13 protein-coding genes are annotated in these 12,809 nt (G+C 71.6%); 10 read left to right on the top strand and 3 right to left on the bottom strand.

Annotation, left to right across the window (positions count from 1 at the left end; all coding sequences use genetic code 11):
- Window positions 1-3: 3 nt before the first annotated feature.
- Window positions 4-618 carry a TetR/AcrR family transcriptional regulator gene (locus tag B0I31_RS00835; protein WP_245949569.1) on the bottom strand — a complete coding sequence of 205 codons (615 nt, stop codon included), beginning with the start codon at window positions 616-618 and terminating at the stop codon, window positions 4-6.
- 94 nt (window positions 619-712) lie between these two features.
- Between B0I31_RS00835 and B0I31_RS00830 the strand changes: the two genes are divergently transcribed.
- The 8 genes from B0I31_RS00830 to B0I31_RS00795 all read left to right on the top strand — a co-directional run bounded on the left by B0I31_RS00830 (window position 713) and on the right by B0I31_RS00795 (window position 8,251).
- The gene (locus B0I31_RS00830) at window positions 713-2,254 is read left to right on the top strand and encodes an anthranilate synthase component I (RefSeq protein ID WP_106613360.1); all 1,542 of its coding nucleotides are present in this window, start codon (window positions 713-715) and stop codon (window positions 2,252-2,254) included.
- On the top strand, window positions 2,247-2,726 hold the full coding sequence (locus tag B0I31_RS00825; protein WP_106613359.1) for a Trp biosynthesis-associated membrane protein: 480 nt from the start codon (window positions 2,247-2,249) through the stop codon (window positions 2,724-2,726). The genes B0I31_RS00830 and B0I31_RS00825 overlap by 8 nt, the downstream gene beginning before the upstream one ends.
- A 210-nt stretch (window positions 2,727-2,936) precedes the next feature.
- Window positions 2,937-3,746 carry an indole-3-glycerol phosphate synthase TrpC gene (gene trpC, locus B0I31_RS00820; RefSeq protein ID WP_106613358.1) on the top strand — a complete coding sequence of 270 codons (810 nt, stop codon included), beginning with the start codon at window positions 2,937-2,939 and terminating at the stop codon, window positions 3,744-3,746.
- A 20-nt stretch (window positions 3,747-3,766) separates the two neighbouring features.
- Window positions 3,767-4,990, top strand: coding sequence for a tryptophan synthase subunit beta (gene trpB / locus B0I31_RS00815; RefSeq protein ID WP_106613357.1), 1,224 nt, complete (start codon window positions 3,767-3,769; stop codon window positions 4,988-4,990).
- Window positions 4,987-5,772, top strand: a complete 786-nt coding sequence (gene trpA, locus B0I31_RS00810; RefSeq protein WP_106613356.1) for a tryptophan synthase subunit alpha — start codon at window positions 4,987-4,989, stop codon at window positions 5,770-5,772. Before trpB ends, trpA begins: the two co-directional genes overlap by 4 nt.
- A gap of 150 nt (window positions 5,773-5,922) precedes the next feature.
- Window positions 5,923-6,507 (top strand): Uma2 family endonuclease, encoded by a 585-nt coding sequence (locus B0I31_RS00805; protein ID WP_106613355.1) that lies wholly within the window; start codon window positions 5,923-5,925, stop codon window positions 6,505-6,507.
- Window positions 6,508-6,542: 35 nt separating this feature from the next.
- Window positions 6,543-7,580 (top strand): prolipoprotein diacylglyceryl transferase, encoded by a 1,038-nt coding sequence (gene lgt / locus B0I31_RS00800; RefSeq protein WP_106613955.1) that lies wholly within the window; start codon window positions 6,543-6,545, stop codon window positions 7,578-7,580.
- A 5-nt stretch (window positions 7,581-7,585) separates the two neighbouring features.
- Complete coding sequence (locus B0I31_RS00795) at window positions 7,586-8,251, top strand: response regulator transcription factor (RefSeq protein ID WP_106613354.1); 666 nt, start codon at window positions 7,586-7,588, stop codon at window positions 8,249-8,251.
- 7 nt (window positions 8,252-8,258) lie between these two features.
- On the opposite strand, the gene B0I31_RS00790 is transcribed toward B0I31_RS00795, so the two are convergent.
- Window positions 8,259-8,789 (bottom strand): AMIN-like domain-containing (lipo)protein, encoded by a 531-nt coding sequence (locus B0I31_RS00790; protein ID WP_106613954.1) that lies wholly within the window; start codon window positions 8,787-8,789, stop codon window positions 8,259-8,261.
- Between the two features lie 75 nt (window positions 8,790-8,864).
- On the opposite strand from B0I31_RS00790, the gene B0I31_RS00785 reads away from it, so the two are divergent.
- Entirely contained in the window at window positions 8,865-10,229 is a 1,365-nt protein-coding gene (locus B0I31_RS00785) for a sensor histidine kinase (RefSeq protein ID WP_106613353.1), read from the top strand.
- Here B0I31_RS00785 and B0I31_RS00780 read toward each other — a convergent pair.
- Window positions 10,226-11,170, bottom strand: coding sequence for a TAXI family TRAP transporter solute-binding subunit (locus B0I31_RS00780; protein WP_245949568.1), 945 nt, complete (start codon window positions 11,168-11,170; stop codon window positions 10,226-10,228). The two genes, B0I31_RS00785 and B0I31_RS00780, sit on opposite strands and share 4 nt — an antisense overlap.
- Window positions 11,171-11,311: 141 nt before the next feature.
- Between B0I31_RS00780 and dctA the strand changes: the two genes are divergently transcribed.
- Window positions 11,312-12,682 (top strand): C4-dicarboxylate transporter DctA, encoded by a 1,371-nt coding sequence (gene dctA / locus B0I31_RS00775; RefSeq protein ID WP_106613352.1) that lies wholly within the window; start codon window positions 11,312-11,314, stop codon window positions 12,680-12,682.
- Window positions 12,683-12,809 lie beyond the last annotated feature (127 nt).

Below are 12,809 nucleotides of genomic sequence, written 5' to 3'. Positions count from 1 at the left end.
GGCTCAGCCCAGGTCGCCGGTCAGGTAGCGCTGCAGGTTGGGCGCGATGGCCTTGACCATGGTCTCCACGTCCGCCGAGGCGAGCGGCTCGAACCGCACCACGTACCGCACCATGCCCATGCCGAAGATCTGGCTGGCCACCAGCGTCGCGCGCAGCTCCGGGTCGGACACGCCCAGGTGCATGACTACCCGCTTGATCAACGTCTGCACGAAGAAGCCGCGCAGCACGTCGGCGACCTGGCTCTGCGCGGTCACGCTGCGCACCATCGCGGCGAACTGACCGCCGCCGATGGGGTCCCAGATGCCGATGAAGTTGCGCACGATCCGTTCGCCGATCTCCTCGTCCGGACCGTCGAGGAGGCGTTCGACCAGCACGGTCGGGTCGACCGGCACCTGGAGCACGGCCTTGGCGAACAGGCCTTCCTTGCCGCCGAACCAGTGGTTGACCATCGCCGCGTCCACACCGGCCCGCGCCGCGATGGAGCGGACGGTGGCGCCCTCGTAGCCGCGTTCGACGAACACCTCGCGCGCGGCGGCCAGCAGCGCGGCCTTGGTGTCCTCGCCGCCCGCCCGTCGACCGCGGCGCTTGGGTTCGGTTTGGTCCGAGCCGGGGTTCACGCCATCATCATGGGGCAACCCCGGCAGTATTTCAACATGTGTTGAATTGGGGTACGGCCAACATCCCCACAGGTACAACCGGCACAATGTCGCCATGGTGAGCGTCATCGGTGCAGGTGCGGGTCTGGGCGAGGTCAGCCCGACGCGCGAGGAGTTCCGCGAGCTCGCCGCCCAGCGGCGGGTCATCCCGGTGGTGCGGCGGCTGCTGGCGGACGCGGAGACACCCGTCGGGCTGTACCGCAAGCTCGCGGCGGACCGGCCGGGCACGTTCCTGTTCGAGTCGGCCGAGAACGGCCGCTCCTGGTCGCGCTGGTCGTTCGTCGGCGCGCGCAGCGCGGGCGCGTTGACCGCCACCGGCGGCGAGGCGTTCTGGCTCGGGCCGCACCCCGTGGGCCTGCCCGAGGGCGGCGACCCGCTGGTGGCGCTGCGCGAGACCATCGAGGTGCTGCGCACCGACCCGCTGCCCGGCCTGCCGCCGCTGACCGGCGGGATGGTCGGCTACATCGGCTACGACGCCGTGCGGCGGCTGGAGCGGCTGCCGTCGTTGGCCGAGGACGACCTGAAGGTGCCGGAACTGGTGATGCTGCTGGCCACCGACCTGGCCGCGCTCGACCACCACGAGGGCACCGTCACGCTCATCGCCAACGCCATCAACTGGGACGACTCGCCAGAACGGGTCGACGCCGCGTACGACGACGCGGTGGCCAGGCTCGACGCGATGACGCTGGACCTGCAGAGCCCCGCGCCGCCCACGGTCGCGGTGTTCGCCCGGCCCAAGCCGGAGTTCGTGCGCCGCCGCACGCAGCAGGAGCACTACGCCGTGGTGGAGAAGGCCAAGGAGGCCATCCGCGCCGGTGAAGCCTTCCAGGTCGTGCTGTCGCAGCGGTTCGAGATGCGCACCACGGCCGACCCCCTCGACATCTACCGCGTGCTGCGGACGTCCAACCCGAGCCCGTACATGTACCTGCTGCGGTTGGACGACTTCGACATCGTCGGCTGCAGCCCGGAGTCGTTGGTGACCGTGCGCGACGGCAAGGCCACGACTCACCCGATCGCGGGCACCCGGTGGAGGGGCGTCGACGACGAGGAAGACGCCCTGCTGGAGAAGGACCTGCTGGCCGACCACAAGGAGCGCGCCGAGCACCTCATGCTGGTCGACCTGGGCCGCAACGACCTGGGCCGGGTGTGCAAGCCGGGCTCGGTGACCGTGGTCGACTTCTTCAAGGTCGAGCGGTACAGCCACGTCATGCACATCGTGTCCACGGTCAGCGGTGAGCTGGCCGAGGGCAGGACGGCGTTCGACGCGGTCGCGGCGTGCTTCCCGGCGGGCACCCTGTCCGGCGCCCCCAAACCGCGCGCGATGGAGCTGATCGAGGAGCTGGAGCCGACCAGGCGCGGCCTGTACGGCGGCGTCGTCGGCTACCTGGACTTCGCCGGTGACGCGGACACCGCGATCGCCATCCGGACCGCCCTGGTGCGCGACGGCGTGGCGTACGTGCAGGCCGGCGGCGGCATCGTGGCCGACTCCGACCCGGTCGCCGAGGACAACGAGTGCCTGAACAAGGCGGGTGCGGTGCTGTCGGCCATCGCGACCGCGCAGACCATGGCGCCGGCGGTGGACCCCGCCCGTGTCTGAGGGGTCGGCCGCCCGGCGTCCACTGTGGATCGTGGTGGCGCTGCTGCTGCTCGGCGCGGTGGCGTTGTGGGGCGCCGCCGCGATGTCCTGGGACGCTTCGGCGGACCGAAGCGGCGGTGACGTGGTGCCCGCGCTGACCCCGCTGGCGCTGCTGTGCCTGGCCGCGATCGCCGCCGTGGTGGCGCTGAGCGGCTGGGTGCGGCGCGTGCTCGGCGTCGTCGTGCTGCTCGCGGGCGTGGCGTCGGCGTTCCAAGGCGTGGACGCCGACGGGCCCCTGACCGGCCGCGGCCTGGTGCTGCTGGGCGCGGTGCTCGTGGTCGGGGCGGGCGTGCTGCTCGTCGTGCGCGGATCGGCCATGCCGCGCCTGGGAGGCGGCTACCAGACGCCCGGCGCGGCCAAGCGGACCGCCGATCCCGAGCGCGAGCTGTGGAACGCCCTGGAGCGGGGGGACGATCCCACTGAGCGGGACTGACGGCACGCTGACGTGCCACTGACGCACCGGCGGCGCACGTTTGCGCACGTCGGCTCGTGAAGGGCCCTGGTCATCAGGGGGAACGGGCCCACCCGGTGGCCGGACGGGGTTCGCGGCGGGGTTAGCATCCTCGTGGCGGGAAGGGGAGCATGACGTGCGGGAGCTTGCGACTGAACCGGAAGGTCTGACGGAGTCGAGCGAGGTGCTCGGATGACCGTGCTCGAGTCGATCATCGAAGGCGTCCGCGAGGACCTCGCCGAGCGCGAGGCGGCACTGCCCTTCGACGTGCTCAGGGAAAAGGCGGCGAAGGTGGCGCCACCGCAGGACGTGATGTCGGTCCTGCGCTCGCCGGGTGTCGGCGTGATCGCCGAGGTGAAGCGGCGCAGCCCGTCCAAGGGGCAGCTGGCCGACATCCCGGAACCGGCGGACCTGGCCGTGCAGTACGAGCTGGGCGGCGCGCGGGCGATCAGCGTGCTGACCGAGCAGCGCCGGTTCGGCGGGTCCCTGGAGGACTTCGACGCGGTGCGCGCGGCGGTGGGCGTTCCCCTGTTGCGCAAGGACTTCATCGTCAGCCCGTACCAGGTGCACGAGGCGCGCCTGCACGGCGCCGACCTGGTGCTGCTGATCGTGGCGGCGCTGGAGCAGAACGCGCTGGTGTCGCTGCTGGACCGGGTCGAGTCGCTGGGCATGACGGCCCTGGTCGAGGTGCACACGGCCGAGGAGGCCGACCGCGCGCTGGAGGCGGGTGCGAGCGTCATCGGCGTGAACGCCCGCAACCTGCACACGCTGGAAGTGGACAAGGACGTGTTCGGGCGGATCGCGCCCGGCCTGCCCTTCGACACCATCAAGATCGCCGAGTCCGGTGTCACCGGTCCGGGTGACCTGATGGCGTACGCGGGCGCGGGCGCCGACGCGGTGCTGGTCGGCGAGAGCCTGGTGACGAGCGGCGACCCCAAGGTCGCGGTGAACAAGCTGGTGACGGCGGGGTCGCACCCCGCGTGTCCCCGGCCGAGCCGGTAAGACCCGTAGGAGGAGAGCGCATGGCGCGCGGCCAGTTGGCTCCGACACCCCACGACCCGGACGAGCGGGGCCACTTCGGGCCGTGGGGCGGCCGGTTCATGCCGGAAGCGCTCATCGCCGCGGTGGACGAGCTCGCCGCGTTCTACGAGAAGGCGCGGGTCGACCCCGAGTTCCTGGACGAGTTCGCGCGCCTCCTGCGCGATTTCGCCGGACGTCCGTCGCTGCTCACGGAGGCGCCGAAGTTCGCCGCCCACGCGGGCGGCGCGCGGATCTTCCTCAAGCGCGAGGACCTGAACCACACCGGTTCGCACAAGATCAACAACGTGCTGGGCCAGGCGCTGCTGACCAAGCGGATGGGCAAGAAGCGGGTCATCGCCGAGACCGGCGCCGGCCAGCACGGCGTGGCCACGGCCACCGCCTGCGCCCTGATGGGCCTGGACTGCGTCGTCTACATGGGCGAGGTCGACACCGAGCGGCAGGCGCTCAACGTGGCCCGGATGCGGCTGCTCGGCGCGCGGGTCATCCCGGTCAAGACCGGCTCGCGCACGTTGAAGGACGCCATCAACGAGGCGCTGCGCGACTGGGTCGCCAACGTCGACGACACGCACTACCTGCTCGGCACCGCCGCCGGGCCGCACCCGTTCCCGGTGCTCGTGCGCGACTTCCACCGGATCATCGGCATCGAGGCGCGCGAGCAGATCCTGGAGAAGGCCGGCCGGCTGCCCGACGTCGTGGCGGCGTGCGTGGGCGGCGGGTCGAACGCCATCGGCATCTTCCACGGCTTCATCGACGACCCGTCCGTGCGGCTGGTCGGCCTGGAGCCCGGCGGCGACGGCATCGACACCGACCGGCACGGCGCGACGCTCACCGCGGGCACGCCCGGGTCGCTGCACGGTGCCATGTCGTACGTGCTGCAGGACGAGGACGGGCAGATCGCCGAGGCGCACTCCATCTCGGCCGGTCTGGACTACCCCGGCGTCGGCCCCGAGCACGCGTTCCTGAAGGACAGCGGGCGGGCCGAGTACCGGCCGGTGACCGACGCCCAGGCGATGGAGGCGTTCGCGCTGCTGTCGCGCGAGGAGGGCATCATCCCGGCGGTCGAGTCGGCGCACGCGCTGGCCGGTGCCCTGGTGCTGGGCCGTGAGCTGGGCCCGGACGGGTTGATCCTGGTGAACCTGTCCGGGCGCGGCGACAAGGACATGGACACCGCGATCAAGTGGTTCGGGCTGGGGGTGGAGTCGTGAGCAGGCTTGAACCGGTTTTCTCGGCTTGTCGGGCGGAGTCGCGCGCGGCCCTGATCGGGTACCTGCCCGCCGGCTACCCCACGGTCGAGGGGTCGAAGGACGTGCTGCGGACGATGGTGTCGTCCGGGTGCGACCTGGTCGAGGTCGGCCTGCCGTTCTCCGACCCGGTGATGGACGGCGTGACGATCCAGCGGGCGGCCGAGCAGGCGCTGCGCGGCGGGTTCCGGGTGCGTGACCTGTTCGGCGTGGTCGAGTCGGTGGCGGCGGCCGGTGGGCGCGCGGTCGTGATGACGTACTGGAACCCGGTGCTGGCCTACGGGGTGGACCGGTTCGCGCGTGACCTGGCGGCGGCCGGCGGGCTGGGCGTCATCACGCCCGACCTCGTGCCGGACGAGGGTGCCGAGTGGATCGCGGCGACGGACGCGCACGACCTGGACCGGATCTTCCTGGTCGCGCCGTCGTCCACGGAGGAGCGGATCGCCCTGACGGCCCGCTCGTCGCGCGGGTTCCTCTACGCGACGTCGGTGATGGGCGTGACGGGCGCGCGCGATGTCGTCTCGTCGGCCGCTCCGGCGCTGGTCAAGCGGGTGCGTGAGCACACGGACATGCCGATCGGCGTGGGGCTGGGCGTGCGGAACGGAGCGCAGGCGGCCGAGCTGGCGGCGTTCGCGGACGGCGTCATCGTGGGCTCGGCGTTCGTGTCGGCCGTGCAGGACGACACGGTGGCGGCGCTGACCGAGGAGTTGGCCAGTGGGGTGCGCCAAGCGGCAGCGGCCGTATAGCACGCACGTTCGAGTGAACTAGTCCTTTCGGTGGCTCTTGTGGCTCGGAATTGTCGGTGAGCGTCGGCATCCTGGGCTCGTGATCAAGCTCATCCACGACCCGACGTGCCACACTGGCGTGCGTCGGGCTGCCTCCGGAGGTGATGTCGCATGGCTCTGCCGGCGGACTACGAATCGACACTGGCCGACTACGAGTACTCCCACCCCCTGCTGGCACACGACGGACCCTGGACGCTGGACGAAGTCATGGCGCTTCCGGAGGACTCGTCGCAGCGGGTCGAACTCGTCGACGGGTCGCTGATCATGAGCCCGATCGGCAACCTCCGCCACCAGCGCTTGCTCTTCCGCATCGCCTCGGCTTTCGACGCTGCCTGCCCGCCGGGCTTGGAGGCGCTCCCGGGACTCAACCTCAAGATTTCCGGCACTCGGATGCTCATCCCGGACTTCACCGTCAACGTGGCAGGTGAAGAGGGCTTGCTTCTCCCGGCAGCGCAACTGGTAGTGGCAGGGGAGGTGCTGTCACCCAGTAACCGGGTCAACGACCTGGTGCTGAAGCGGAAGCTCTACGCCGATGCCGGTATTCCGTTCTACCTCGTCGTGGATCCGGAAGGCGGCGAGGTCACCGCGACGATGTTCGAGTTGCGGGCAGGGCAGTACGTGGAAGCGGCGCGCAGCGAGGGCGGCGTGCTGAAGTTGAAACGACCCTTCCCGGTAACAATCGAGCTGTCGCCGTAGGACGAACGGGCGCACCCACTACGGTGGTGGCCGTGGTGACGACTTACCTCGCGACGATCCCCAGCCCCGACCAGGGCGTGTGGCAACTGGGACCGATCCCGATCCGCGCCTATGCGCTGTGCATCATCCTCGGCATCATCCTGGCCATCTGGTGGGGTGAGCGCCGCTGGGTGGCGCGCGGTGGCCTGAAGGGCGAGGTCACGGACATCGCGGTCTTCGCGGTCCCGTTCGGCCTGGTCGGTGGGCGGCTGTACCACGTGGCGACGGACTACCACAAGTACTTCGGCGAGGGGCGCAACCCGCTCGAGGCCCTGGCCATCTGGAACGGTGGCCTCGGCATCTGGGGTGCCATCGCCCTCGGTGGTGTCGGCGCGTGGATCGGCTGCCGGCGCAAGGGCATCCCGCTGCCCGCGATGGCGGACGCGCTGGCGCCCGGCATCGTCGCGGCGCAGGCGGTCGGCCGCCTCGGCAACTACTTCAACCAGGAGCTCTACGGCGGTCCCACCACGCTGCCGTGGGGCCTGGAGATCTACGAGCGCGTCGACCCGGAGACCGGCTTCGAGGACGAGCTCGGCGGCGTGGCGCTGGACCACACCCCGATCGAGATCGTGCACCCGACGTTCCTCTACGAGATGCTGTGGAGCCTCGGCGTCGCGCTGCTCATCGTGTGGGCCGACCGGAAGTTCCGGCTGGGCCACGGCCGCGTGTTCGCCCTGTACGTCGCGGGCTACACGGCCGGCCGTTTCTGGATCGAGCTGATGCGCACCGACCCGGCCACCGAGGTGTTCGGGCTGCGGATCAACGTCATCGTGTCGGTCGTCGTGTTCCTCGGCGCGATCGCCTACTTCGTGCTCGCCGCGAAGAGGGGCGACCGCGAGGTCATCGTGCGCGAGGAGCCGTCCACCGAGCCGCCCGAGTCCGGGTACGCGAGCGCGGACAGCCGCGCGACGGCGGGTTCGTCCTCGAAGACCGACGTCGACGAGCCGACCGCCGATGCCGAGCAGGCGACCGTCCCGGACACGACGCCCGCGTCCGACAAGTCCGCGGACACCGGCGACAAGCCCGGCCAGTAGGCGCCGTGCGCATCCTCGTCGTCGAAGATGACGACCGGGTGGCGCGTGGGCTGCTCACCGCGCTGCGGCACGCCGGCTACGAGGTCCACCGGGTGGGCACGGCCGCCGCGGCGCTGACCGCACCACCGGCGGACGTCGTGCTGCTCGACCTCGGCCTGCCCGATGGCGACGGCCTCGACGTGCTGCGCGAACTCCGCCACCGCACCGGCACCGCGATCATCACCGTCACCGCACGCGGCGAGGAGCGGGAACGGGTGCTGGGCCTGCGGCTCGGCGCGGACGACTACGTGGTGAAGCCGTTCGGCACGGCCGAGCTGCTGGCCCGCATCGAAGCCGTGCTCCGCCGCACCCGCGCGGCCCGGGCCGCCGCACGCGAGCACGAGGTCACCCTCGGCCCGCTGACCCTGGACCCGGCCGGCCGGGAGGCCAGGGTCAACGGCGAACCGGTGCCGCTGACCCGCAAGGAGTTCGACCTGCTCGCCCTGCTGGTCGGCCGCGCGGGCACGGTCGTCAGCCGTGACCTGATCGTGGACCAGGTGTGGCAGGCGCACTGGGAGGCGCCGTCACGCACCCTCGACACCCACATCGCCGCCCTGCGCGGCAAGCTCGGCGACGCGCTGCGCATCGAGACGATCCGGGGTGTGGGCTACCGGGTGGCAGCCCACACCTGACCGGTGGTCACCACACGTGGGCGACGTCCACCACGACCCGGTTGCTCAACGTGAACACCCGGAACGGCAGCAGGGCGCGCACGCCCAGCCCGACCGTCGTCTGCCCCTCGAACGACCCGGCCCACGCGACCTGCCGGAACGTCTGGTAGCCCGTGACGTCGACCAGCTCCGACCCGTTCGGGTAGGTGTAGGTCGGGTTGCCGTCCTGGTCGTAGGCCGGCGAGTTCACCGTGATCTGCAGCTTGCCGCCGCCGCGCAGCGGCACCGGCTTGCCCGACCCCTCGTGCGTCACCTCGGGCACGTACTGCACGGTGTAGCCGTCGTTCGTGCCGGTGAAGTCGAACACGAGCCGGTCGTAGCACTCCTGCCGGCCGGCCCGGATGTTCGTCAGCAGCGCGGTCGTGGTCTGGGACGCGTACTTGGCGCCGGACCCCCAGTCGACCGGCGTGCAGGCGACCGGCGCGGCCGACGCCGTCACCGGCGCCACCACCGCGAACGCCGTCACCGCCGCGAGTAACACCGCAACCTTGCGTAGCATGCTCATTCCCCCTTCCGCGGGCCGGGCGGCCCGCAGACGACATGACGCACGTCACCCCCGGGAGGTTGCCTCCGCGTGCTGCGCCGCCTGCTGGTCCTCATCGTGCCGCTGCTGGTCGCCCTGGTCGCGGCCCTCGGCGTGCCGCTCGCGTTCGCCGTCGTGCAGCGGGAGAGCCAGGAGACCTACCTCGACCGGTTGGGTGACGCGAGCCGGTTCGCGTCGCTGGCCGAGAACGCGCTGGCGTCGGACCGACTGACGGCGTTGCGCGAGGAACTGCTCCGCTACGACCGGCTCTACGGCATCTCGGCCGCCCTGGTCGGCACGGACGGCACGGTGCTCGAATCGTCGCGCCGGCCGTTCCCGCTGACCGACCCGAACGTCGAGGTGGGCCTGGAGGCGGCGTTCGGCGGCTACCGCGGCGAGACCGACCAGTCGGTGTGGCCGTGGGAGGAGGTGGACCTCGTCGTGGTCGAACCGGTGGGTCGGGACAGCGAGGTGGTGGCCGCGGTCGTCACGATCTCCCCGACCGGCGGCCTGCGGTCGGCGATCCTGCGCCAGTGGGGCGTCCTGGCGCTGATCGGCCTGGTCCCGATGCTCGGCGTGGTGGCGGTCGCGTGGCCGATGTCGCGCTGGGTGCTGCGCCCGGTCCGCACCCTGGACGAGGCGACCGCCGCCGTGGCGGGTGGCCGGCTCGACGCCCGCGCGGACGAGCTCGGCGGGCCGCCGGAGCTGCGCAGGCTCGCCGCCAGCTTCAACGCGATGGTCGACGTGGTCGGCCGGGCGCTGCGCCGGCAACGCGCGTTCGTCGCCGACGCCTCCCACCAGCTGCGCAACCCGCTGGCCAGCCTCCGCCTCGCGGTCGACAACCTGGCGCCCCACGTCACCGGTGACGCGGGCCGCGAGGCGCAGCGCATCGCCGTCGACGAGGCCGAGGAGATGGGCCGCGTCCTGGACACCCTGCTGGCCGCCACCCGGCTCGACAGCGCCTCCGCCGCCGAACCGGTCGACGTGGACAACCTGCTCGCCACCCACGTGCCCGGCTGGCGTGCCCTGGCGGGCGACCTGCGCCTCGAAGTCGCCGTGCCACCCGGCCTGCGGGCACTGGAACCGCCCGGCGGCCTGGGCAGCGTCCTGGACGAGCTCGTCGGCAACGCCATCCGCCTCTCCGGCGGCACGCACGTGAAGGTGTGGGGCCGGACCACGGACGGCCACGTCGAACTCCACGTGACCGACAACGGCACGGGCCTGACGGACGACGAGCGAGCCGAGGCCGTGAGCCGGTTCTGGCGCGCGCCACGTCACCAGAACATCGCGGGCACCGGCCTGGGCCTGGCCATCTGCGCCGAGCTGATCGAGTCGGCCGGCGGTGAACTCGACCTGCGCCCCGCCGAGCCGCACGGCCTGGACGCCGTCGTCCGCCTCGGCACCAACACCGCCTAGCGCTTGGTGGCGCGGAACCAGCGCTCGGCGCCCCGGTGCAGGGGGACCTGGCCGGTGGCGATGCCCGTCCGCACGTTGATGCGGCTGGCCTCGGGGTGGCCGGCGGCGATCCTGGCCGACTGGGTGAACACGGTCCGGGTGACGACCTCGACCACGTCCGCGTCGAGCGAGGTCCTGGCCAGCAGCAGGTTCGGCACGGCGAACGTGCGGCACGGTCCCAGGTCGCCGTAGGTCGTGGCCGGGATGGTCGCCGGCACGTACGGGCCCGGGTAGGCCTCGGCCAGGGCTTCCGCCTCGGCGGGCAGGTCCAGCAGGCGCAGGGGGAACGCGTGGAGCGTGTCGGTGATAGCGGGCGTGGGGATGCCGGTCAGGGCCAGGACCGCGTCCAGCGCGCCGGTCACGAGTTGGTCGGCCGCGTCGGCGTGGGCCAGGCGGCGGGCGTCGACCTCGATGCCCAGCAACGACAGCAGTCGGGTGGCGGTGAACTCCGTGCCGGACTCGGACGGGCCGAACGAGACGGTGCGACCGGCCAGGTCGGACAACGTCCGCAGCGGTGAGTCGGCGGGCACGGCGATCTGCATGAAGCTGTCGTAGAGCCGGCCGACTGCGCTGATGCCGCCGGGGTCCTCGGCGCTGAGCAACGTCCCGTCGACCAAGGGATCCAGAGAGGACAGTCCGAGGTGGACCTCGCCGGAGCGCAGCAGGCGGACGTTCTCCACCGACGCGCCGGTCTGGCGCTCCACCACCCGGGTCGCCGGCAGCTCGTCGGCCAGCGCCGCCGCCAGCGCGCCGCCGATCTCGCGGAACACGGCACCGTCCGGGCCGGTCGCGAGGACCAGTTCGCCGATCACCGGCGCGCTGCTCGACGTGCACCCGGCGGCACCGGCGGGCACGGCCGCCAGGGCGGCGGCTCGCAGCACCGAACGCCGGGACACCCGCACGACCAGCAGCGTAACCCCACCGGGCGAGGTGAACGGAGCGTTACGTCAGAGGGATCTGAAGTTTCCGGCGTCCTCCTTGTCGCCGCCACGGGCTGTGCTCAGGATCACCAGTCAACTCCCATCGGTCCCCTTGGAGGAGACGTGGTCAGCGCGCAGGCACGTGAGCGCAAACCGATCTACCGGCACCTCTACTTCTGGGTGCTGGTGTCGATCGTGCTGGGCGTGGTCGTCGGCTACGCCTTCCCGGCGCAGGCGTCGGGCATGAAGTGGCTGGCGGACTTCTTCATCGCGCTGGTGAAGGTGGTCATCGCGCCGACGATCTTCTGCACCGTCGTGGTCGGCATCGCGGGCCTGGGCAACCTCGCCAAGGCGGGCGGCCTGGCGCTGCGCACCATCCTGTACTTCACCGCGATGACGACGGTGGCGCTGGCGATCGGCCTGCTCGTGGTGAACCTGGTGCAGCCGGGCCACCACGGCGCGTCCATCCCGATCAACGACGGTGCGGCGGAGAAGACGCTGGCCGACGCCAAGACCGCCGAGACGGGCGTCACGGGTTTCATCCTCGGCCTGGTGCCGAAGTCGTTCCTCGGCGCGTTCACCGACGGTCAGCTCATCCAGGTGCTGGTGGTCGCGATCCTGGTCGCGGTGGCCGTGGCGGGCATGGGCAAGCGCGGCGAGAAGGTGGTGTCCGCGCTGGACACCACGGCGAAGGTGATGTTCGGCGTCATCAAGATCGTCATGTACGCGGCGCCGATCGGCGCGTTCGGCGGCATCGCCTACACGATCGGCAAGTTCGGCGGCTCGATCCTGGGCAAGCTGGCGTGGCTGATGGGCTCGTTCTACGCGACGTGCCTGCTGTTCGTCCTGGTGGTGCTGGGCGGTGTGGCGCTGTACGCCGGGTTCTCGATCTTCAAGTTCCTCCGGTACATCAAGGACGAACTGCTGATCGTGCTCGGCACGTCGTCCTCGGAGACGGTGCTGCCGCGGATGCTGGTGAAGCTGGAGGCGGCGGGCGCCGACAAGTCGGTGGTGGGCCTCACGATCCCGACCGGCTACTCGTTCAACCTGGACGGCACGTGCATCTACCTGACCATGGGCGCGATCTTCATCGCCCAGGCCACGGGCGTCGAGGTGGGACTGGGCACCCAGATCGGGCTGCTGCTGTTCATGCTGCTGGCCAGCAAGGGCGCGGCGGGCGTGACGGGCGCGGGCCTGGTCACGCTGGCGGCGTCGCTGAGCGCGTTCGAGGGCAACAGCGCGATCCCGGCGGTCGGCATCGCGCTGATCGTGGGCATCGACCGGTTCATGTCCGAGGCGCGGGCCATCACCAACGTCATCGGCAACGGCGTCGGCACCCTTGTGGTGGCGCGGTGGCAGGGCCAGTTGGACCGCGACCGGTTGCGCGAAGTGATGGACAACCCGTCTCAGGTGGACGTGGACGCCCTCATGGAACGTCAGCACGGTGACGAGGACCTCACGGAGCGTGAACCGGTGGGTGCGGCCACCCGCTGAGACACCGCACGTGAGCCCCCGGCGGCGTCGCCCCACCAGGCGACGCACGGGGGCTCACCTGCGGATTCGATCAACACCGGGGCCCGTCGGGGCGTGTTGGCCGGCTCTCACCGACGCGCGTGGCGGG

This window comes from Saccharothrix carnea (genome assembly GCF_003014735.1).
In the GTDB taxonomy this organism is placed as follows: Bacteria; Actinomycetota; Actinomycetes; order Mycobacteriales; family Pseudonocardiaceae; genus Actinosynnema; species Actinosynnema carneum.
This window is presented reverse-complemented; position numbering and strand designations above follow the sequence as displayed.